The 20601-nt window shown below is 50.5% G+C and carries 19 protein-coding genes, 3 tRNA genes and 3 pseudogenes; 20 read left to right on the top strand and 5 right to left on the bottom strand.

Translation table 11 applies throughout. The features are described from left to right. The first annotated feature begins 8 nt into the window (after positions 1-8). From FDP13_RS03610 to FDP13_RS03585, 6 genes are all read left to right on the top strand, one after another. Entirely contained in the window at positions 9-1820 is a 1812-nt protein-coding gene (locus FDP13_RS03610) for a phage tail fiber protein (protein WP_143838641.1), read from the top strand. A gap of 11 nt (positions 1821-1831) precedes the next feature. Further along, on the top strand, positions 1832-2125 hold the full coding sequence (locus tag FDP13_RS03605) for a hypothetical protein (protein ID WP_143838639.1): 294 nt from the start codon (positions 1832-1834) through the stop codon (positions 2123-2125). Beyond that, the gene (locus FDP13_RS03600; RefSeq protein ID WP_143838637.1) at positions 2112-2585 is read left to right on the top strand and encodes a lysozyme; all 474 of its coding nucleotides are present in this window, start codon (positions 2112-2114) and stop codon (positions 2583-2585) included. Before FDP13_RS03605 ends, FDP13_RS03600 begins: the two co-directional genes overlap by 14 nt. Further along, positions 2567-3088 (top strand): lysis protein, encoded by a 522-nt coding sequence (locus tag FDP13_RS03595; RefSeq protein WP_143838636.1) that lies wholly within the window; start codon positions 2567-2569, stop codon positions 3086-3088. Before FDP13_RS03600 ends, FDP13_RS03595 begins: the two co-directional genes overlap by 19 nt. Before the next feature lie 71 nt (positions 3089-3159). Beyond that, complete coding sequence (locus FDP13_RS03590) at positions 3160-3381, top strand: hypothetical protein (protein ID WP_143838634.1); 222 nt, start codon at positions 3160-3162, stop codon at positions 3379-3381. A gap of 232 nt (positions 3382-3613) precedes the next feature. Beyond that, positions 3614-4018 carry a DUF2513 domain-containing protein gene (locus FDP13_RS03585; protein WP_143838632.1) on the top strand — a complete coding sequence of 135 codons (405 nt, stop codon included), beginning with the start codon at positions 3614-3616 and terminating at the stop codon, positions 4016-4018. A 187-nt stretch (positions 4019-4205) separates the two neighbouring features. Here the strand turns inward: FDP13_RS03585 and FDP13_RS03580 are convergent. After that, positions 4206-4281: transfer RNA gene (locus FDP13_RS03580), tRNA-Asn, on the bottom strand. A 384-nt stretch (positions 4282-4665) separates the two neighbouring features. Between FDP13_RS03580 and FDP13_RS03575 the strand changes: the two are divergent. Continuing rightward, positions 4666-4932, top strand: a pseudogene (locus tag FDP13_RS03575) (LysR family transcriptional regulator); the annotation flags it as partial. A gap of 104 nt (positions 4933-5036) precedes the next feature. Here the strand turns inward: FDP13_RS03575 and cycA are convergent. Further along, positions 5037-6446, bottom strand: coding sequence for a D-serine/D-alanine/glycine transporter (gene cycA, locus FDP13_RS03570; protein WP_012769244.1), 1410 nt, complete (start codon positions 6444-6446; stop codon positions 5037-5039). A 312-nt stretch (positions 6447-6758) separates the two neighbouring features. On the opposite strand from cycA, the gene FDP13_RS03565 reads away from it, so the two are divergent. Continuing rightward, positions 6759-6834: transfer RNA gene (locus FDP13_RS03565), tRNA-Lys, on the top strand. A gap of 285 nt (positions 6835-7119) precedes the next feature. Here FDP13_RS03565 and FDP13_RS03560 read toward each other — a convergent pair. Beyond that, on the bottom strand, positions 7120-7344 hold the full coding sequence (locus FDP13_RS03560; RefSeq protein WP_012769245.1) for a DUF2594 family protein: 225 nt from the start codon (positions 7342-7344) through the stop codon (positions 7120-7122). A 650-nt stretch (positions 7345-7994) separates the two neighbouring features. Between FDP13_RS03560 and uvrY the strand changes: the two genes are divergently transcribed. The 5 genes and pseudogenes from uvrY to FDP13_RS03535 all read left to right on the top strand — a co-directional run. Further along, positions 7995-8657: a UvrY/SirA/GacA family response regulator transcription factor gene (gene uvrY, locus FDP13_RS03555; protein WP_012769246.1), complete on the top strand. Its 663-nt coding sequence runs from the start codon at positions 7995-7997 to the stop codon at positions 8655-8657. Further along, positions 8650-10482: an excinuclease ABC subunit UvrC gene (gene uvrC / locus FDP13_RS03550; RefSeq protein ID WP_012769247.1), complete on the top strand. Its 1833-nt coding sequence runs from the start codon at positions 8650-8652 to the stop codon at positions 10480-10482. Before uvrY ends, uvrC begins: the two co-directional genes overlap by 8 nt. A 57-nt stretch (positions 10483-10539) precedes the next feature. Then, positions 10540-11088 (top strand): CDP-diacylglycerol--glycerol-3-phosphate 3-phosphatidyltransferase, encoded by a 549-nt coding sequence (gene pgsA / locus FDP13_RS03545; protein WP_012769248.1) that lies wholly within the window; start codon positions 10540-10542, stop codon positions 11086-11088. A 141-nt stretch (positions 11089-11229) separates the two neighbouring features. Then, positions 11230-11305: transfer RNA gene (locus tag FDP13_RS03540), tRNA-Gly, on the top strand. A 216-nt stretch (positions 11306-11521) separates the two neighbouring features. Beyond that, positions 11522-12206: pseudogene (locus tag FDP13_RS03535) on the top strand (tyrosine-type recombinase/integrase); the annotation flags it as partial. A gap of 453 nt (positions 12207-12659) precedes the next feature. On the opposite strand, the pseudogene FDP13_RS03525 reads toward FDP13_RS03535, so the two are convergent. Both FDP13_RS03525 and FDP13_RS03520 read right to left on the bottom strand, forming a co-directional pair. Next, positions 12660-12983, bottom strand: a pseudogene (locus tag FDP13_RS03525) (IS110 family transposase); the annotation flags it as partial. A 106-nt stretch (positions 12984-13089) separates the two neighbouring features. Then, positions 13090-13995, bottom strand: a complete 906-nt coding sequence (locus FDP13_RS03520; protein WP_143838630.1) for a LysR family transcriptional regulator — start codon at positions 13993-13995, stop codon at positions 13090-13092. A gap of 275 nt (positions 13996-14270) precedes the next feature. On the opposite strand from FDP13_RS03520, the gene FDP13_RS03515 reads away from it, so the two are divergent. The 7 genes from FDP13_RS03515 to FDP13_RS03485 all read left to right on the top strand — a co-directional run bounded on the left by FDP13_RS03515 (position 14271) and on the right by FDP13_RS03485 (position 20475). Continuing rightward, the gene (locus FDP13_RS03515) at positions 14271-15407 is read left to right on the top strand and encodes an NAD(P)-dependent alcohol dehydrogenase (RefSeq protein ID WP_199886294.1); all 1137 of its coding nucleotides are present in this window, start codon (positions 14271-14273) and stop codon (positions 15405-15407) included. Between the two features lie 42 nt (positions 15408-15449). Next, complete coding sequence (locus FDP13_RS03510) at positions 15450-15908, top strand: cupin domain-containing protein (protein ID WP_143838626.1); 459 nt, start codon at positions 15450-15452, stop codon at positions 15906-15908. A 13-nt stretch (positions 15909-15921) separates the two neighbouring features. Beyond that, positions 15922-16698, top strand: coding sequence for a carboxymuconolactone decarboxylase family protein (locus tag FDP13_RS03505; RefSeq protein WP_143838624.1), 777 nt, complete (start codon positions 15922-15924; stop codon positions 16696-16698). A gap of 22 nt (positions 16699-16720) precedes the next feature. Continuing rightward, positions 16721-17458 (top strand): SDR family oxidoreductase, encoded by a 738-nt coding sequence (locus tag FDP13_RS03500; RefSeq protein WP_143838622.1) that lies wholly within the window; start codon positions 16721-16723, stop codon positions 17456-17458. 186 nt (positions 17459-17644) lie between these two features. Beyond that, a complete protein-coding gene (locus FDP13_RS03495; protein ID WP_143838620.1) occupies positions 17645-18853 on the top strand; it encodes an MFS transporter in 1209 nt (402 codons plus the stop codon). Positions 18854-18938: 85 nt separating this feature from the next. Beyond that, entirely contained in the window at positions 18939-19982 is a 1044-nt protein-coding gene (locus FDP13_RS03490) for an alpha/beta hydrolase (protein WP_143838618.1), read from the top strand. A gap of 64 nt (positions 19983-20046) precedes the next feature. Next, positions 20047-20475 (top strand): cyclophilin-like fold protein, encoded by a 429-nt coding sequence (locus FDP13_RS03485; RefSeq protein ID WP_143838616.1) that lies wholly within the window; start codon positions 20047-20049, stop codon positions 20473-20475. Positions 20476-20601: the final 126 nt, after the last annotated feature.

Raw genomic sequence — 20601 nt, 5'->3', positions numbered from 1 at the left:
GCTGAGGCATGGCAGTTCCTGAACAAACCCCCTATAACGTTTACACCGCGAACGGTGCAACGACCGTCTTCCCGTATGAATTTTATCTGATTGATGCGGGCGATCTGTCTGTATCACTGAACGGCTCGGCTATCCCCACAGGGTTTTCTGTTTCAGATATCGGTAACGTCAATGGGGGGAATGTCACGTTTCTGACGCCCCCGGCGGCCGGCGTTGTGGTCATGCTTGAGCGCGTAATCGAACCGACCAGAACGACGGATTATCAGGATAACGGGGACTTGCTGGCTGATACCGTCAACCTCGACTTTGACCGGATTTGGATGGCGATAAAGCAGGCGCTGGTAACGCTGGGCGTTGCGCTGACCCGGCCGTTATTCGGTGGCCCTTATAACGCCAACGGGTACCGTATTGCCAACCTGCCAGACCCGGTTAACGATCAGGACGCAGCCACCAAAAAATGGACACTGGATCAGGAGTTCGCCAGTGCCAGCAAAACGTTCCGTGTTACAGACACCAATATCCCGGCGTTGCCTGTTGCTGCGCTGCGCGCCAATAAAATTCCCGCATTTGATGGTGAGGGTAATCCTACCGTCATGGTGCCGGTGTCAGGATCTGCTGCCGATGTGCTAATCCAACTGGCTAACTCCGGCGGCGCGGGCATGATTGGCAGCGTGGGCGGCACAGTCCAGACGGATATTGACGGGATTGAAAGTAGCGTCAGCGCAATTAACAGCAGCATATCAACAATTAACAATCACGCCGATCTTGTCATTGATGATTATCTGCTGTCTGGAGAAACAACGTATGACAACGCCATTCAGCGCGTGCTCACTGCTTCGCTGACCAGCGGCAGGCCGATCAAGTTTCTTCCCCACATTTACAATTTCGCCAGCCCTGTCACGTTAAACATGGATGCCACAGGCATCAAAATCTACGGCGCCGGTGTGGGCCGTACTGAGCTGCGTTTTCCAAACGCCGCAACTGGAGTCACGCAGCTAATTATCAAGTCATCCGCTGACTGGTTTGATCTGGTGTGGGAAGGGATGAGCGTCCGATCGTCGCATACGGGCACGCTGTGTCAGGTTGGCAATACCAGTTACGTGGATCCGCTGAACGTCGCGCGCCTACAAGATTTGGCGTTCCTTAACAGCGGAACCGGTGGCAACGATGTTGTGGCCCTGCGTCTGGCGTACGGCGTTCAGTGCTCCCTGATCAACGTGCGAGCTAACTGTTACGCAGACGGCGCGGGTACTAACGTCGGACGCGCGCTGGTTGTTGAACAAGCCGGGTTTACTTCGTACATAGCCTGTAGCTTTGGTAATGCGAGCTACGGCGTGTCCTTCCTTAACGGCGTGTCCTTTGCAAATAATTTCATTGGTTGCGATTTCGAAAACATCAACATTGCGCTGTACAACGGATCCGTCAATTCGGGCGGACACGCATTTATCGGGTGCCAGTTTAGCCTGTGGACTCAGTACCTGGCTCAGGCCCCAGTTGGCGCAACGAATCGATTCCTGATCATCAACCCGAATGTATCTCAAACCTCCGGCTTATTAGACCCGGCTAACGGTGCAGGAATTAAGTTCCAGAGCGACCAGTTGGGTATTACCACACCAGCAGTGCCTGCATCTGGGGCGACAGTGACAAACATAACCGGGCGCGATGTCGTCGTGATCGTATGGGCGGGTAACGTCAGTGCGATCAGCAGAAATGGTGCCGCGCAAGGAATGACTGGAGGAACCGTAATACTTCACCCGATGGACACTATCGCGTTGACGTACAGCGTTGCGCCCGGGTGGACCTGGTACAAGCTGGGTTAAGGGAGAAATGAGTGAATTCTAACAATGGTGGTTTTTGGTCGTACTTTTGGGGCTGGATGACGGGGCTCTTATCTACCCTGTCATTTCAGGACGTTATCTTCGCCGCGGGCGCGCTGTTTACCGCGGTTATTACCGTGCTCACGTACCTGTCGAACGCACGTAAAAACGCGGCGCTGGCGGCCGCTGAAATAGAGCGAAACAGGATAATCGGTGATTGGGTTGCGTCGCAGAACGGCAGGTCCGCCACGCCATCGGCAGTTGAGATACTCGGTCACGCAGCGGGTGGACAGCATGAGCAAGATTAAAAATAGGCTCATTACTGCGGCCACTGGGGGCGCAATGGCGATTGCCGTAGCGCTTGTCCAGCAATTCGAGGGCGTTCGCTATACGCCGTACCGTGACGTTGTTGGCGTGCTGACGGTCTGCTACGGGCATACCGGCCCGGATATCATCCCGCGAAAAACGTACACGGAATCCGAGTGCCAGGCGCTGCTGCGCTCAGACTTGGAGCCGGTGCTTGCCACGATTGACGAGGTGGTTACAGTCGCTATGCCGGATACTCGCCGGGCTGCGCTGGCAAGTTTTGCGTATAACGTCGGGACCGGTGCGCTGACGCGCTCGACAATGCTACGCCGGCTCAATGCCGGCGATACGTCGGAAGCCTGTGACGAATTGCTGCGCTGGAATAAGGCCGGCGGCCGGGAGTGGAAAGGACTTACGAACCGGCGGGAAGTGGAGCGTGAATTATGTTTGACTGGAAAATAGCAGGACTGGCGCTGGCGGTTGGTGCGATCGCTGGCGCCACTCTTTGCTGGTGGCTCACATCAACGAGTTATGACGCGGACATTGCAACGCTGAACATCCAGCACGCCGAAACACTGAAAGCCATTTCTGACCAGGCTGCGCAAGACAGCGAGGCAGCGCGACAGCGCGAACATGATTTTCAGACCAAAATCGCAGCGCTGGATGAAAAGCACCAGCAGGAATTGAACGATGAAAAAACCAAAAATGAGAAGTTGCTGTTTGATGTTAGTACTGGTCACCGCCGGGTGCAGTTCGCCACTGCCGCTCTCGCAACATGTGAGCAATCAGCGAGAGCAGTACGCAGCGCCGGCGGCCTGGGCAATGCAGCCGGCGTCCGACTCTCTCCGGTTGCTGGACGAAACATTCTCGGTATCCGAGCTGGAATAAAGGAAGATCAGGAGAAGCTGGTTTACCTGCAAGAATATATCCGTGAGCTACAGGCGCAAGGCGCAGTGGCAAAGTGAGTGATTGGAAAATGCTTTATTCGGGTCAACCCCAAGCGTAACCTAAAAACCCATACTAAAAGGAGGTTGCAATGTTAGAGACTTACTTCGATTCCGCAGCTAAAACCCCGGAAGAGGCGATTGAATTAAACCAAAGGTTATTGGCCGTCCAGGCGGCGCTAGAGATTGCGAAAGCCTCTGCCAGCGCACCAACCGCATACGCCGGAGTTAGAACAGGGGTTGATTTGAGAGAGATCGCCGCCGGAATCAATTCTTTGGCTGACGCCATACAGTCCGCGCTTAATAAAAAATAGCCCACCAATCACGCATGGTGTTGTTGGCGGTTTTTATTGCCATAACAAAGGCCACCTCACCGGTGGCTTTTTTAATGGTTATAACGGCGTAGCAAACATGGCAAAACCAGACTGGGGCGAGTTTCAGCAACGGGTCTTGTCCAATCAGATCAAGGCATCATTACAGCAGGTATTCGCTGAATGGCTGTAATGAGGCTATCTTATCCCTATATAGCCAAAAAAGAGGGTAGAAATGAGAATAGATCATGATTATCTCAAAGGTTTATTAGAAGCATTTGAGAATGCTGACGGACCGCAAACCAACATCCAGGAACTCGCGGAGAAAGGATTTTCATACGGCACTGCCGCATTTCTTTTTCACATGCGCCTATTGGATGATAAAGGCCTAATTTGTCAGAGTGATGGACGGGCAGGTTTTGGCGTAGTCGAGTCAGCTGATGGGTTTGTTTCTTGGTCTGTTTTGCCTTTGCGTCTTACCGCAGCAGGCCATGATTTTATCGATGCATTAAGAAATAGAGAGGTTTGGGCTACGTTAAAAGCAAGTTTCAAAGATGCCAGTATGGGTACCCTCATGACTGTATCAAAAGAGCTGTTTAACAGAGCATTAAATAAGCAACTGAATAAGTATTTCGACTAACCGCTCAGGCGGTTTTTTTTGTTTTCATCGATATCAATCCAAAATAGAGCATATGGACGGAGTGATGCTTTTCTGTGAGAGAGTTAATCCTGATTTTTATGCAGTATGGCAAAAGGGGTATTCTGAAATGGTTTTCTGAACGTATTCTGAAATGCAAAGGGCTGCATACGCAACCCCTTGATAAATTTGGCTCCTCTGACTGGACTCGAACCAGTGACATACGGATTAACAGTCCGCCGTTCTACCGACTGAACTACAGAGGAATCGCTAATTGGTGTGGATGATAGCGGTAGCCTGAGTGCTTGTCAAAGCATGATAACGCTGAGGATAACTGTTTGCTGAACTTATAATCAAATTATTGAAATTATTGTGGTAGTCGGTGTTTTTCTCGTCTGTCCATCCGCTGCATATGGCCAAGGTTGCACTTTCAGATAGCAGGAGTTGCACTATTTTGGTGCTAATGGGCCATTGTTCAGGTGTGTAACGGGTCATGGTCAGAAGATTAGTATTGTTACTGTCATCGCCTCCGCCATTGCTTTTACTTATTTTTAAGCAGGTTAAACGAGTTACGCACTTTTTTTGATAATAATGAAATGATCTGGCGCGCTTCTTGCTACTACTTAACTGTAACTATTCGGGAGGTACACATGAATCTGAGACGGCTCAAATACTTTGTGAAAATCGTTGATATTGGCAGCCTGACCCAGGCCGCTGAAATGTTGCATATCGCGCAACCAGCGCTGAGCCAGCAAGTTGCTACGCTTGAAAGCGAAATGGAGAAGCAACTGCTGGTCCGTAGTCGTCGTGGCGTGACGCCGACTGAAGCGGGCAAGATTCTGTATTCACATGCGCAAACTATTTTGAATCAATGTGAGCAGGCTAAGCACGCAGTGAATGGTGTACGACAAACAGTCAGTGTCTAATCGGATACGGTCAGCTATATCGTCAGGTGTAGCTGACCGTATTGAACTTAACGCGACGCAAAAGCAGGTGTTACATCTGCTTTTGCGTTGTGACGTTACGCCTGGACCTGAGCGAGTGCTCTGCGACGGCGAATTACCTGGTAGGCTATCGCCAGAATTACAAACCACACCGGTGTGACAATCAATGCTTGCAGCGTATCAGGCTGCAATGTCAGCAAGACCAGTACAAAAGCAAAAAAAGCCAGACAGACCCAGCTCATGATAATGCCGCATGGCATTTTGTATGACGAGCTTTGGTGCAACTGTGGGCGCTGTTTACGGTACACCAGATAAGAACACAGAATGATACTCCATACGAACATGAACAGGATGGCCGACACGGTAGTGACCAGGGTAAAAACGGTCATGACGTTAGGAATGAGGTAGATCAATACAACACCGGAGAGTAGGCACAGGCAGGAAAAGAACAGCCCGGCTGACGGCACGGCGCGTTTTGATAGCTGGCCAAAACGTTTTGGTGCGTCGCCTTGTCTGGCGAGCCCAAACAGCATACGACTGGTAGAGAATACGCCGCTGTTGGCGGAAGATGCTGCCGATGTCAACACGACGAAATTAATGACGCTGGCGGCAGCCGGCAACCCCACCAGGACAAACATCTCAACAAATGGGCTGCGGTCTGCTGCGATATGGCTCCATGGCGTTACCGACATAATCATCATCAGTGCAAACACGTAAAACATGATGATACGTATCGGAATAGCGTTGATGGCTCGCGGCAAAACGACAGTTGGATTTTTGGTCTCAGCTGCGGTGGTGCCAACCAGTTCAATACCGACAAATGCAAATACAGCAATTTGAAAACCAGCAAAAAAGCCGCTGAGCCCTTTGGGAAAGAATCCGCCGTCTTGCCATAGATTGGTCACGGATGCCGCGGCTCCGGAAGGTGATGTAAAATTCATGATGACCAACCCGGCACCAATCACAATGAGTGCAACAATGGCGATAATCTTGATCATGGCAAACCAAAATTCCATTTCGCCAAATAGTTTAACGGTGGCCAGATTTAAGGTCAGAAGCAGTAGAACGCACAATAAAGAACTGAGCCACTGCGACAAGTCTGGCAACCAGAATTGTGCGTAGGCGCTGATGGCGACAACATCGGCAATCCCTGTGACTACCCAACAAAACCAGTATGTCCAGCCAGTAAAAAAGCCTGCCCATGGCCCCAGCAGGTCGGCGGCAAAGTCGCTGAACGATTTGTAATTGAGGTCGGAAAGCAACAACTCGCCCATCGCACGCATAACAAAAAACAGCATGAATCCGATGATCATATAAACAAAGATAATCGATGGGCCAGCAAGACTGATGGTTTTTCCCGACCCCATGAACAGGCCGGTGCCAATGGCGCCTCCGATGGCGATCAACTGAATATGACGGTTGGTCAGGTTGCGCCGCAGGTCGCTATGCCCGGCTGTATCCGGGGCGTGATGCGTTTGTTCTGTCATGTAATGTTATTTCCGGATTATGTCTGTCTGTGAGGGGAGTGCGAATCACCCATGATATATAAGAAATCAGCGAGATTAATAGTAACACGGTATTTAACCGATGATGAGCTGAGAACGTATTTCCTGCTTGTCAGGTTAGTCTTCAGAGGATGATGAATTTGCGTCTAAAAATCGGTCAATAGAAGTCTGGCGTCGGAGTGGAGGCGTAAAATAGTGATAGGTTACAATGTGTTCTCTGAGCCTTGGCTGAGTAAAAAAATAAGATGAACCATTTGACAGACGGCGATAAGAAGAGAATAATCCGTCCCCGTTGGGTCGTTAGCTCAGTTGGTAGAGCAGTTGACTCTTAATCAATTGGTCATAGGTTCGAGCCCTATACGACCCACCAACACCTTCATTTGTCCTCATGTTTATTTTGTTTCTGAAAAAACATCTGTCCGGTTTTATTATCCAGATAATTACTTTCCGTTTTTTTATTTATTCAGAAAAGTTCATATTAAAATTATATTTAATCAATCAGAGCGATTATCGGATATAGCCTGTTTTGTTGACGAAATATGAATGACTCTGTCAACTTCTACGTATTCTTTCTTCTTTTTGTTTGTTTATTATTCGAATTGAGAGGATACCCATCGGACAATTACGGATTATGGTTCTGCCCGATGGTGTATGATTAGCGGCGATAGACGGTTTTGATCTGCTTAATCGTTGTATCGAAAATTTCTGCCTGAGTTGGGTCTTCCAGTTGGGCTGCGTGTTTTTCCATACTGATGATAACCTTGCCTGCATCAGCTTGACCGATAGATTTTAACATCAATGTCATCAGTACCTTCAGGCAGCTAACTTCATGTGCCAGCGTTTCAGGCGTCGAGGCCGTAGGGAAGTCATTGTTATTCATGGAGTCTCCTGTTGCGAACGGGCGTTGACGTGGTGGTCCCTGGAAATGGTTTGATATCGTACACTCGCCAACGACATAACAAAAATTGGCCCGGATTATACCATAGGTGACAATACGTCTGGTGAGGAAAATAATCCTGTTTGACCATTAAGTTGTATTTTTTGTATCTGTTTGTGCCACATTTTGCCCATATATTGTTAACGTGTTTTTTGGCTTTTAAATGCGTTTGATTAGAAACATTGCAACTTTTATATGGATATTTTAGGGCAGGTGTATTATTTGTAGTAAACAGGCGGTGCAGCGAAGTGACGATACCGTTACAATGATGAAAAAAAAGCTGATGCGTACCTGATTGCTTACGTTTAAAAAACTTGATAATCTATTGATTATATTTATATTTTAATGATTTTAGACGGTTGTGCCGTCTCTTTCTCTAAAAAAACCAGGTTGGAAATGTGAATACTGTGATGGAAGTGAGTTCCGAGTTCGATACGCAATCAGTATCATTCAGGAACTTAGAGAATAATACCACATGGTAGAATAAAAAAATACATTTTTAATTAAAAAATGTATTCATTTTTTCTAAACCACGATAGTACCACCTGCAACAAACTCGTCTGTAAGTGTTACTCTTTTTGGAGAATTGTTCTTTGATTAGCGTTTTTCTTGTTGATGACCATGAGCTGGTGCGAGCAGGGATACGGCGCATTCTTGACGATATCAAAGGCCTCAAAGTTGTTGGTGAGGCGCAGTGCGGTGAAGATGCGGTCAGATGGTGCCGTAATAACAGTAACGGTGTGGACGTTGTGCTGATGGATATGAATATGCCAGGAATCGGCGGTCTGGAGGCAACGCGCAAAATTGTACGATTTTCCCCTGAAATTAAAGTTATAATGCTAACTATTCACACTGAAAACCCATTACCTGCTAAAGTGATGCAGGCTGGGGCGGCGGGGTACCTTAGCAAGGGGGCGACGCCAGAAGAAGTGATCTGTGCCATTCGTTCTGTGCATGCCGGCAAGCGTTATATTGCATCGGATATCGCCCAGCAAATGGCGCTGAGTCAGTTAGAGCCGCAAACAGAAACGCCATTGGAGTGTCTTTCTGAGCGCGAACTACAAATTATGCTCATGATCACTAAAGGGCAGAAGGTGACGGAGATCTCTGATCAACTCAACCTTAGCCCCAAAACGGTCAACAGTTATCGGTATAGAATGTTCAGTAAACTGAACATTAATGGTGATGTGGAGTTAACGCATCTGGCTATTCGACATGGGCTCTTTAATGCGGAGACATTGATTAGTAGTGACTGAACGTTTTGATGCCCAGGCTTTTCTGAAGACCGTAACCAGTCAGCCTGGGGTTTACCGTATGTACGATGCCAGTGACACGGTTATCTACGTCGGTAAAGCTAAGGATCTGAAGAAACGCCTTTCCAGTTATTTTCGTGCCCATGTTGCCAGCCGTAAAACAGAGGCTTTGGTGAAAAGTATTCGGCAGATCGATGTAACAATCACGCATACTGAAACCGAAGCCTTGTTGCTTGAGCACAACTATATCAAACGTTATCAGCCGCGTTACAACGTGCTGCTGCGTGACGACAAATCCTACCCGCTGATTTTCCTTAGTGGAGATACGCATCCTCGGTTATCGGTTCATCGCGGCGCTAAACATGCCAAAGGCGAATACTTTGGCCCGTTTCCGAACGGTAATGCCGTTCGTGAAACGTTGATGCTGCTGCAGAAGTTATTCCCCATCCGACAATGCGAAAATAGCGTTTATCGCAATCGTTCGCGTCCATGTCTGCAATATCAGATTGGCCGTTGTTTGGGGCCATGCGTTAGCGGCTTGGTGAGCGAGGAAGATTATCAGCAACAGGTCGAATATGTGCGCCTTTTTCTATCAGGCAAGGATCAGCAAGTGTTGACTCGATTGGTCGAGCGAATGGAGGCGGCAAGCCATGCTCTGAAGTTTGAAGACGCCGCCCGTATCCGTGATCAGATTCAGGCTGTTCGTCGCGTGACCGAAAAACAATTTGTCTCTGGCGATGGTGATGATCTTGACGTGATCGGTGTGGCATTCGATGCGGGGATGGCATGTGTACACGTGCTCTTTATTCGTCAAGGACAGGTTTTGGGTAGCCGTAGCTATTTTCCCAAAGTGCCTGGCGGGACGGAGCTGGCGGAAGTGGTGCAGACATTTGTCGGTCAGTTCTATTTGCAGGGTAGTGCTTCCCGTACCCTGCCATCGGACATCCTGCTGGATTTTTCGCTACCGGAGTATCAACTGCTGGCGGAATCCCTGAGCGAACAGGCGGGCCGAAAGATTCAGATTCAAACCCGCCCACGTGGTGACCGCGCACGCTATCTTAAACTCGCGCGCACCAATGCTCATACGGCATTGGCAACGAAATTGTCTCAACAATCAACGGTTCAGCAACGTTTGACGGCACTGGCGTCCGTGCTTGAGATTGAAAAAATCAACCGGATGGAATGTTTCGATATCAGTCATACCATGGGTGAGCAGACGGTTGCTTCCTGCGTTGTTTTTAATGCTGATGGGCCGCTGCGTTCAGAGTACCGCCGCTACAACATTACCGGTATCACGCCAGGTGATGACTACGCGGCTATGAACCAAGTACTTAGGCGCCGCTATGGCAAGTCGATTGATGAAAGCAAGATTCCAGATGTCATCGTGATTGATGGCGGTAAAGGCCAATTGGCGCAGGCCAAAGAGGTTTTTGCGTCGTTGCAGGTATCCTGGGATAAGAATCGGCCTTTGCTGTTGGGCGTTGCGAAAGGCAGTGATCGCAAAGCCGGCCTGGAAACGTTGTTTTTTGAAGCGACGGGCGAGGGTGTCGCTTTGCCTGCTGATTCACCCGCATTACATGTGATTCAACATATTCGCGATGATTCCCATAACCATGCTATCAGTGGTCACCGTAAACAGCGTGCCAAAGTCAAAAGCACCAGTTCACTGGAGACTATTGAAGGGGTGGGGCCGAAACGGCGCCAGATGTTGTTGAAATACATGGGAGGGCTACAGCCGCTGATGAATGCCAGTATCGAAGATATCGCCCAAGTACCGGGAATTTCGCATTCGTTGGCAGAAAAAATCTTTCATGCATTGAAACACTAGAGGCAATGTAGCAACATAACCCTATTATCTTTCGGGCCAGACAGTTACCCAGACGCTATGCGATTTAATATACCAACGTGGCTTACCCTGTTTCGTGTTGTGCTAATTCCATTTTTTGTATTGGCATTTTATCTGCCGTTTAGCTGGGCGCCGATGGTATGTGCCGGCATATTCGTCTTTGCCGCGGTAACCGACTGGTTTGATGGCTTTCTTGCCCGGCGATGGAAACAAACCACTCGTTTCGGCGCTTTTCTGGATCCTGTTGCCGATAAAGTCATGGTAGCTGTTGCTCTGGTGCTGGTATCCGAGCATTACCACTCTTGGTGGATTACGTTGCCTGCCGCAACGATGATTGCGCGTGAGATCATCATTTCTGCATTGCGCGAATGGATGGCTGAGCTGGGTAAACGTAGCAGCGTGGCGGTATCTTGGATAGGCAAGATTAAAACCACCGCGCAAATGGTGTCTTTGGTCGGTTTGTTGTGGCGACCAGAACGGATGGTAGAGGCTGCCGGCGTGGCGGCGCTGTATGTGGCTGCCGTGTTAACCTTCTGGTCGATGTTCCAGTATTTGAGCGCGGCCTGGCGCGATTTGCTGGAACATTGATCGTCTCGCCTTAAAAAACAGCAAACGATTCAGGTGAGGTGATAATTTTATTGACTCGGTGCGTCAGGTAAGTAGAATGCACCGCATCGACAGCAACACAGTTTATTGAAATTACTTAATAAACAAAGTGTTCTGAAAGATGCGGGAATAGCTCAGTTGGTAGAGCACGACCTTGCCAAGGTCGGGGTCGCGAGTTCGAGTCTCGTTTCCCGCTCCAAATTATGATCTACAGCGTTCTAGCGAAGTCTGTAGATAATTGAAAATAGGACCTTGGGGTCCTTTTTTCGTTCCAGAGCAGTCCACTGAAATCCAGCTACATCCGGGGTTTTTTAGTCCATAAATACGGGTGTGTGAGGTTCCGCATTGTTGCTGGGTCGGAGCGAGCCACGGGGCGAGAATCTAGTCCTAACTTTTCATGTTAGAGGCTGGAACTATGGCACTATCAGATATGGCCGTTCGCCAAGCCAACAGGCAAAGCCTATACACTTGGCGACATTGATGGCCTCTCTCTCGCAGTAGCCAGCCAGGGTGGTCGCTCTTGGCACTTTCGCTACTGTTGGGCAGGTAAACAAAAACGCATGTCTCTGGGCATCTATCCAGAGGTCAGCTTACGCGAAGCGCGAGCGCTCCGTGATCAGGCGCGTGCGCTGCTGGCCAAAGGCATCAATCCTAATCTTGACCGGAAACAAAGACGCCAGGCTGTGCGTCTGGCTGATGAACATACGTTCAAGGCTATATTTTTCCAATGGGTCGAGTATCGGCGATTGGAACTCAAGGAAGGGCGTAACAGCACGCTCTCACAAATCCTGCGTATCTTTGGTAAGGATGTGCTTCCAGGTTTGGGCAGGATGTCTATCTATGATATTCGTCGCGTCGACCTGTTGGACGTGGTCTCCAAAATCGAACAGCGTAAAGCATTCACCATTGCGGAGAAGGTGCGTACCTGGCTCAATCAATTGTTCCGTTTTGCGTTGGTGAAGGTGGAGGGACTGGAAACTAACGCAGCATCTGATCTGGATGTGGTCGCTGTCCCCGCGTTACCTGTCGTTCACAATCCCTTCCTGCGCCTGCCCGAACTACCCCAACTCCTGCAGAAGGTACGCGGCTATAGCGTCCGTAACGTACAACGGGAATGAAATCCGGCGTAGCGTGCTCAGTGAGCGGGATGACCGCGGTGGTGTGAGATATGGTTTCTGGAACGGAAGTTGTGGCGCAACCGTTGATCAAGATGGTAGTAACCAGCAAGCTACTTACGAACAGCCGCCTTATTAAATGCGTAGTTGACATGGCTCAGCTCTCTATAGCGATGAGCTGATACCTTCGTCTGAGGCATGGGTTTGATCAGCAAAGAATGCGGATTATGTTCCTTCCTTTTTTACGTCGTTGCCGCAGACGAAGTAGGGGGGATTTTTTGTTTGACGATGATTCCAGCTCTGTAATTCGCTGAACTACGCCAGGGCCTGATGCGGTAGTTTTATCAATCGGTGAAGCGAGTTCAACATATGTTGGTGTTTTCCGAAACTTGACCCAACTTTCCCTCACGTGGCTCTTGGAAACCGGGGGGACTACACCCGGATCGCAGACTGGTGAGATTTACCCTTCTTTCTGAGGCTCTGATAATACAGTCTAGACCAATATGATGAGTTAACCGTCTTCGCAGCCCATTCCACGAATGTCTGACGGACGAACTTGGCGCATTGCCATCGCCAGTGTACCCAGGGTTTTTGACCGCTTCGCTCGGTTACTGGCGCAATGCCGGCGAAGTTTTGAATTTCTTCTGCACTATTAAAACGGTCACGGTTATCTCCAGGTGCAGCAAGCATACGTGGGCCCATGCACGGCCCCATGCCCAGAAGTGATTTAAACAGCTCTGCATCTGGCAATGTGTCAAACAGCGTTCCGCTCACAGCGGACATTTGTCTGCGCGTAAGTCTGGTCCGTGTAAAACGGACGTTTATTTGTCAGTTGAAACATTTAATCCGTATTCGGTGAGATATCGTTCTAAAACTGTTTACGGGTTGAATAACGCAGCTCATCAACCAATAAGCTAAATGCCGGGGTTGGCTGACGATGACTTGGGTAATAGAGATGATATCCAGAGTAAGGTTCACACCATTCTTCCAGAATGCGAACAAGCTTTCCGGCTGCTATATAAGGTTCAAGCTGGCCTTCTGGCAGATATGCCAGCCCCAGGCCTTCAAGTGCAGCCCTTAATATCATGCTTCCCGTGTTGAAGACCAGGTGACCGTCAACCCGCACATGCAGCTCTCGTCCGTCTTTTTCAAATTCCCACGCATAGAGTCCTCCATGCCCGGAAAGGCGTAGATTTATACAACTGTGCTCGGTAAGCTCCTGCGGAGTAACTGGAACTGGTCTGTTACTGAAGTATTCAGGAGAACCTGCCACCGCCATTCGCATATCTGGGGCAATACGAACGGCAATCATGTCTTTGGCAATGGTTTCGCCGGGGCGAACGCCGGCATCGAGACGATCTTTTACGATATCCGTCAGGCCATAATCCGTAAGAATTTCGACCTTAATATCAGGGTACTTTTTGACGAGCCTTGCCACAGCTGGCCAGAGCACTGACTCTGCTGCATATTCCGTTGCAGTAAGTCGTATTGTACCCGCCGGTTTATCGCGGAGTTCACTCAGCACCATTAATTGACGCTGAATATCTTCAAGCTGAGGCCCGACGGAGGCCATTAAGCGCTCTCCGGCCTCTGTGGGTACGACCCGTCGAGTGGTTCGGTTGAGCAACCTGAGTCCAAGCTGAGCCTCCAGCCCGCGAACTGTCTGGCTTAGTGCGGATTGTGAAACGCCCAGTCTTTTTGCCGCGCGCGTAAAGTTTTGCTCCTTAGCAACTACCATAAAGGCCGCAAGATCATTCAGATTTTGATCAGACATTAAGAAGCTCTCCTTATAATTTCAATCTCATATTACCCTCTAATCACTCAATAAGTCCTCAGATATACTCTGTTTCGTTCATTAATCAATCAGCTCTGTCAACAGAAACACAATAAAAGAGTCAGCATTCCCGGTGCCATAAACCGGATTGTGGGTGCGCAAATAATCTAAAAAACAAGAAGGCAGATAAATAACGGAGGTTAGTGATGTGCGGAAAATGTGAAGATGATATTCAATCAGACGCTCCAGCGTCCCCGACCCGCAGAAGGGTTCTGATGGCCGGAGCCGGGCTTGCTGCAGCATCGACGCTGGCGGTAATGCCGGGAAAGGTACAGGCACAGGAATCGGCTGCTCAGCCGGGTAACGGTCCCTGGCGTGTCCGCGCCTGGGGTAACCAGAATCCGAGCGGCCCTTTTGTCCCACTGGAAATTCCCCGTCGAGCCCTTCGTCCGAACGATGTCCTTATCGACATTATGTACTGTGCTATCTGTCATTCAGATATTCATATCGCCAGGCAGGAATGGGGACCGCCTTATCCGGCCACGAATTATCCCTGTGTACCGGGACATGAAATTATTGGCCGGGTCGCCGCCATTGGAAGCGCCGTGACGAAATTCCGCCCGGGTGATATCGCCGGTGCCATGATTGATTCCTGCGGCGAATGCGAGAACTGCATGAACGATCTGGAGCAGTATTGTGTGAAGGGCTGGACACTGAATTTTAACTCGCCGGACAAAATTTCGGGTGGCTATAACTACGGGGGTTTTTCGCAGCGCGTGGTGATCCCGGAGCGCTTCACCGTTCGCATTCCACCAGGAATGAACCTTGCTGCTGCAGCCCCACTGATGTGTGCGGGTATCACCACCTTTTCCCCTCTGCAGCACTGGTCTGTTGAGGCCGGACAGCGGGTTGGGGTGATTGGCATGGGCGGGCTGGGTCACCTGGCCGTTAAGCTGGCCGTCGCGCGCAGGGCTGATGTTACGGTGTTTACCACCACGCCAGCAAAAATCGCGGACGCAAAGAAAATGGGAGCCCGGGAGGCGATTGTCTGGACCGATCCTGATGCCCTGAAACCTTATGCGAACCAGTTCGATTTCCTTATATCAACGATACCGACGAATGTCCCTACTCATCCGATTACCAATATGCTTCGTCTGGATGGTACCTACGTCATCGTTGGTGCCCGCGAACCTATAGAAGACGTTCGCGGTTCCGGACTGTGGCTGCAGCGTCGGCAGGTTTCAGCTTCGCTGATGGGGGGCATGGCAGAAACTCAGGAGTTCATCGACTTCTGTGCACACCGCAAAATCGTCGCCGATATTGAGTTGATAAAACCCGATCAGATAGACCGCGCTTTTGCGCGTATCAAAGCAAAAGACGTCCGCTACCGTTTTGTTGTGGATTTGACGTAAGCAGGCACGCCGTTTAGCCGACAGTAACCATCGAGGTTAAGAATGAAAGCGATTATTGCAGCAGCAGCCATATCCATACTGGGGACAGCCCAGGTTTCTGCCGAAAGTATTGAAATTCGCCGTAACGGCCAAACCCCTGCTGTAGTTGGCAAGGCGGATAACTTTTCAGGCTATGCGGTTATCAGCCCGTTATTGCCGCCTAACGAGTCCACGCGCGCCAATCTGGGTCTGGTGGATTTCACCCCGGGGGCGCGTACAGCTTGGCATACTCACCCTGCAGGGCAACTGCTGATCGTCACGGCAGGCAAGGGCTGGGTCCAGGAAGAAGGCAAGGTGCGTCAGGATATTGCACCGGGTGATGTTGTCTGGATCCCTGCCTCGGTCCGCCACTGGCATGGCGCTACGGCAACGTCTCCCATGAGCCACCTGGCCATGACCTACATGATGGACGGTAAGAATGTGGACTGGCAGGAGCCCGTTTCTGACAAGCAGTATCAGTAACGTGGGAGGTAAGATGAAAACATCAACGGTATTCACGCTGGCGCTTTCTCTGGGGGTGGGGGGGGCCATCGCAGAAACGGGGTCGCAAAGAGGTCCACTATCAGCCACTGATATGCAGGCGGTTTCTCCCGCTCTTGAGCGCTACGCCAGTACCAGGCTGGCAGGTGACCTGTGGAAACGAAACGATCTGTCGCCACGCGATCGCAGTCTCGTTACCGTTTCTGCGGTTATTGCACGCAACCAGACCGTACTTTTACCGGAACAACTGGAGCTGGCGCTGAAAAACGGAGTCACGCCTGCCGAGCTTTCTGAGGCTATCACGCATCTGGCGTTCTATGCCGGCTGGGGCAACTCCATCGCGGCTGCAGCGGTAACGAAAGAGATATTCCTGCAAAAGGGAATTGACGCTGGACAGCTTACTCACGCAGAGGAAGCGTTGCTGCCGATCGACGAAAAAGCAGAAGCAGGCCGTGCCGCTCGTGTGGAACAGAGCATCGGTAGCGCGGTGCCGGGGCTTGTCCGTGACACCACTGATGTGCTTTTCCGGGGGCTGTGGCTGCGCCCTGGACTTGCGCCGCGGGACAGAAGTCTGGTGACCCTGTCTGCACTTATTGCCAACGGCCAGGTCCAGCAAATTCCGGCACACCTTAACCGGGCAATGGACAACGGACTGACCCGGCAGCAGGCCTCGGGCGTACTGAACCATCTTGCCTACTACTCCGGCTGGCCTAACGCCTTCTCCGCCGCGCCGGTTTTCAAAACGGTGTTTGAGCAACGTGAGTCGAAGTAACCACTCTTTACAGGAAGAAAATATGTCTCAGGGTATCGAAAACAAAGTCGTCGTTATTACAGGAGCCAGCAGCGGACTGGGTGCTAAAACGGCTCGACACCTGTCAAAACTGGGGGCGAAAGTTGTCCTGGGTGCCCGCCGTATGGATAGACTGGAGAATCTTTCCGATGAGCTGGGGCTGGATGCCAGAGCCATACTGCGCACCGACGTGACGGACCGCTCCCAGGTTCAGGCCCTCGTTGACCGGGCTGTAGAGTTATACGGCCGCATTGACGTCATCATTAATAACGCCGGTTTAATGCCGAGCTCCATGCTCGACAAACTGAAGGTGGATGAATGGGACCGTATGATCGACGTCAACATTAAGGGTGTGCTCTATGGTATTGCGGCTGCGCTTCCGTATATGAAAGCACAGAAGTCCGGTCAGTTTATCAACGTATCGTCAGTGGCCGGACACAAGGTTGGCCCTGGTGGTGCCGTTTACGCAGGCACGAAATGGGCTGTCCGGGCTATTTCAGAAGGGCTGCGCCAGGAAGTGAAGTCCTGGAATATTCGCACGACCATTGTGTCGCCCGGCGCGGTAGATACTGAGCTGACCGGGACTATTACCGATGAGGATGCCGCCAAAGGTATGTCGAAGACCTATGAAAATGCGATCTCGGCAGATGCGTTTGCGCGGGTAGTGGCGTTTGCAATTAGCCAGCCTGACGACGTGGACGTTAATGAAATCCTTTTCCGACCGACCGTGCAGGTTTATTAAAAGAACGTAACGCACCTTTATATCGGAACTGTTATTACTACCTTCGAATAAGAAGGGCAGCATTCACTAATAGTAAATCTGAACACAGGAAATTCTGAACTGAATTTCCTGCGGGCTTAATCGTGCCCAAAAGAAACAAACCCGCAATCGATATTATATTTATTAAAAGGTAAGGGGCTGATTTATATGCCTGTTAAACATTCTCAAGGTGCGTCCGGCATCTTCGTCGTCGCAACGCTGATGCCAGTAATGGCAGCAGTACTGATCGGCTTTATCATTATTGGTGTGGCACTTCCTGTGCTGCCGCTGCATGTCAAAAATGATCTGGGATTTGGGACGTTTATTGTAGGCCTGGTCGCCGGAGCGCAGTTTGCAGCATCGCTTATTTCCCGCGTGTGGTCCGGGAGCTATTCCGACAGGTGCGGGGCCAAAAAAGGGGTGGTGGTCGGACTCATCGCCGCTGCCATATCAGGGCTGTTATATCAGTTGTCGCTCTGGCTGGTCAGTATACCGGTACTGTCGGTAGCCGTCCTGCTTGCCGGGCGCGCGATCCTTGGCGGTGCAGAAAGTTTCATTATTACGGGTGCCGTGGCTTGGGGGCTGGCCCTGGTGGACAAAGAACACTCTGGCAAGGTCATTGCTTGGGTGGGTACAGCGATGTTTGCCGCGATGGCGCTCGGCGGACCGGTAGGCACGCTGCTGTTTGACGCGTTTGGCTTTGAGTCGATCGCGCTGCTGACGTTGCTGCTACCCCTGCTGGTTCTGCTATATCTCTCAATAATGCCCGCTGTGCAGCCTCACCCGCACGCCGCTCGCGCCTCCTTCGGAGCAGTCATGCAGGCGGTCTGGTTACCCGGATTGGGAGCTGCGCTTGCCAGCACGGGCTACTGCACCATTCTGGCCTTCAGCTCGCTTTATTACAGTGCCATGCACTGGCAGCCAGTCTGGATGGCATTTACAACCTTTGGGGTTGCGCTGATTACTGCCAGAACGGTTGCAGGCCATCTGCCGGACCGCTTTGGCGGTGCGCGCATTGCACTGATTTTTGTCCTCGTCCAGGCCACCGGCATGTTCCTGATTTGGCTTGCCAGTACTTCACTGGTTGCGTCTGTCGGTGCTGCATTTGCTGGCTTTGGCTACTCGCTGGTCTATCCGGGACTTGGTATCGAAGCCATCAATAGCTCAAGCCCTCAGAACCGGGGGATGGTCATGGGTATCTACACGGCATTCCTCGATGTGGCGATGGCGATCGGCAGCCCCGCTCTTGGCTGGGTAGGCGGACATCTGGGGTTGAACGCCATATTCCTGACCGGTGCGCTGACTGTGCTCTCTACAGCGGCTGTTGCATACCTGCTGTTTCAACGCTCTGCATCGGCTAAACGAAAACTGGCCTGAAAAGGCTCTCTTGTTCGGAGATCAATTTATCTTCGGATGTTTCACTCCATTTGTATTAACACTGTTGATTAATTCAGGAGGTACAATGAAATTACATGCCAAAGGAAAATTAAAAACGTTAGCCGCGCTGGTAATATTGGGCGTGACTCTGGGCATGGGAACAACCGTAGCGGTCGCTGCGGACATGTCCCACGGGGCAGACAACTTCTATCAAAGTGATAAAGTAAATTCACAGACCGTTAAATTCAAAAATATTTACGGTATGGAGGTGACCGGTACGCTATTTACCCCGAGGAACATGGAAGCCGGTAAAAAATATGATGCTCTGATTGTAGGTCATCCTTTTGCCGCAGTAAGGCAGCAGGCCGCGAATCTCTATGCAACGAAAATGGCGGAGGCGGGTTTTGTCGCTCTCTCTTTCGACCAGTCTTTCTGGGGTGAAAGTGCAGGCTCGCCGCGTGGGGCCGTACTGCCTGATGTTTATGCAGAAAACTTCAGCGCAGCCGTTGATTTCCTCGGAACCCGCGCTTTTGTGGATCGTGAAAAAATAGGTGTGATTGGTATCTGCGGTAGTGGCGGCTTTGCCATCGCAGCAACAAAAGTTGACCCGCGCATCAAGGCACTCGCCACCGTCAGCATGTACGATATGGGAGAATATTTCCGTACCGGACTTGACCATGAACGAACGGTAGAAATGAGAAACAAAGATCTGGCAACCGCTGCCGAACAGCGCTACAAAACCTTTGAAACTGGTCAGCCGGTCTACGGCCCAGGGCAAAACGACCCGGTGTTTATCGAAGGTAAAGAGTCGAATGACTTTTATCAGACGGAGCGCGGTAAAGTTGCATCCAACGATCGCCGGACCACGCCAGCAACCTACGCTAGATTTATGAATTTCCATCCGTTTATTGATATCGAGTCCATCTCACCACGCCCAATACTCTTTGTCGTGGGTGCTGCGGCTCCATCCCGCACCTATACCGATACCGCTTACGAAATGGCGGCAGAGCCGAAAGAGCTTGTGGAGATTAAAGGGGCCAACCGTATCGACCTGTACGACCGTACTGAACTGATCCCCTGGGACAAGCTAGTGTCATTCTTTAACACCAATCTGAAAACGGATAAATAACGCATTATTTGAACGGCACTGCTGCAGTGCCGTTATTCCTAAAAATATAAAAACGGAGCGCTTTATGTTCAAACCAGTCATGCTTGCTCTGGCTTCCCTGACGGCTGTGTCATTCTCATCTGTCGGGGCCGAGGCTGAAAGTATCCGAGTCAAGATCACCGCAGGTGACCAGGTGGTGACAGCAACGTTTTATGACAATGCCACCACCCGGGCATTGGTTTCTCGTTTTCCGATGACACTGCCTATGGAGGATTTATATGGACGTGAAATGTGTTACCGGTTCCCTGACGCCCTGCCGGCCAACGAAACGCAAACCAGCAGCTATGAAGTAGGCGATATCGTCTACTGGGCACCACGGCATAGCTTTGTCATTATGTATGAACAAAACGGTGAACAAATCAGTAATCTTCAGAAGGTTGGACGTATCCATTCAGGCGTGGGGATTTTCAGGCATACGGGCAATATCGATGTGACATTTGAAATTGCGAACTAACTTGCAACCTAATTATAGTAAAGCAAGGCTGGCAGCCTTGCTGTTAATACTAGGGTGTGTCCCGTAACTGTTTTTTGTACAATCAGGGACATGATTTCATCACAAGAAGTGCTTTAATTTGGCTCG

Source organism: Dickeya sp. ws52 (assembly GCF_007210685.1).
GTDB lineage: Bacteria > Pseudomonadota > Gammaproteobacteria > Enterobacterales > Enterobacteriaceae > Dickeya > Dickeya chrysanthemi.
This window is presented reverse-complemented; position numbering and strand designations above follow the sequence as displayed.

What these genes read in the sequence shown, in the direction of transcription:
- FDP13_RS03500 (WP_143838622.1), top strand. Translation starts at nt 16,721, where the DNA reads ATGTCTCAGGGTATCGAAAACAAAGTCGTCGTTATTACAGGAGCCAGC.
- pgsA (WP_012769248.1), top strand. Translation starts at nt 10,540, where the DNA reads ATGCGATTTAATATACCAACGTGGCTTACCCTGTTTCGTGTTGTGCTA.
- FDP13_RS03560 (WP_012769245.1), bottom strand. Translation starts at nt 7,344, where the DNA reads ATGAATAACAATGACTTCCCTACGGCCTCGACGCCTGAAACGCTGGCA.
- FDP13_RS03595 (WP_143838636.1), top strand. Translation starts at nt 2,567, where the DNA reads ATGTTTGACTGGAAAATAGCAGGACTGGCGCTGGCGGTTGGTGCGATC.
- FDP13_RS03600 (WP_143838637.1), top strand. Translation starts at nt 2,112, where the DNA reads ATGAGCAAGATTAAAAATAGGCTCATTACTGCGGCCACTGGGGGCGCA.
- FDP13_RS03495 (WP_143838620.1), top strand. Translation starts at nt 17,645, where the DNA reads ATGCCTGTTAAACATTCTCAAGGTGCGTCCGGCATCTTCGTCGTCGCA.
- FDP13_RS03585 (WP_143838632.1), top strand. Translation starts at nt 3,614, where the DNA reads ATGAGAATAGATCATGATTATCTCAAAGGTTTATTAGAAGCATTTGAG.
- FDP13_RS03485 (WP_143838616.1), top strand. Translation starts at nt 20,047, where the DNA reads ATGTTCAAACCAGTCATGCTTGCTCTGGCTTCCCTGACGGCTGTGTCA.
- FDP13_RS03515 (WP_199886294.1), top strand. Translation starts at nt 14,271, where the DNA reads ATGGCCGGAGCCGGGCTTGCTGCAGCATCGACGCTGGCGGTAATGCCG.
- cycA (WP_012769244.1), bottom strand. Translation starts at nt 6,446, where the DNA reads ATGACAGAACAAACGCATCACGCCCCGGATACAGCCGGGCATAGCGAC.
- FDP13_RS03520 (WP_143838630.1), bottom strand. Translation starts at nt 13,995, where the DNA reads ATGTCTGATCAAAATCTGAATGATCTTGCGGCCTTTATGGTAGTTGCT.
- FDP13_RS03610 (WP_143838641.1), top strand. Translation starts at nt 9, where the DNA reads ATGGCAGTTCCTGAACAAACCCCCTATAACGTTTACACCGCGAACGGT.
- FDP13_RS03505 (WP_143838624.1), top strand. Translation starts at nt 15,922, where the DNA reads ATGAAAACATCAACGGTATTCACGCTGGCGCTTTCTCTGGGGGTGGGG.
- FDP13_RS03590 (WP_143838634.1), top strand. Translation starts at nt 3,160, where the DNA reads ATGTTAGAGACTTACTTCGATTCCGCAGCTAAAACCCCGGAAGAGGCG.
- FDP13_RS03510 (WP_143838626.1), top strand. Translation starts at nt 15,450, where the DNA reads ATGAAAGCGATTATTGCAGCAGCAGCCATATCCATACTGGGGACAGCC.
- FDP13_RS03490 (WP_143838618.1), top strand. Translation starts at nt 18,939, where the DNA reads ATGAAATTACATGCCAAAGGAAAATTAAAAACGTTAGCCGCGCTGGTA.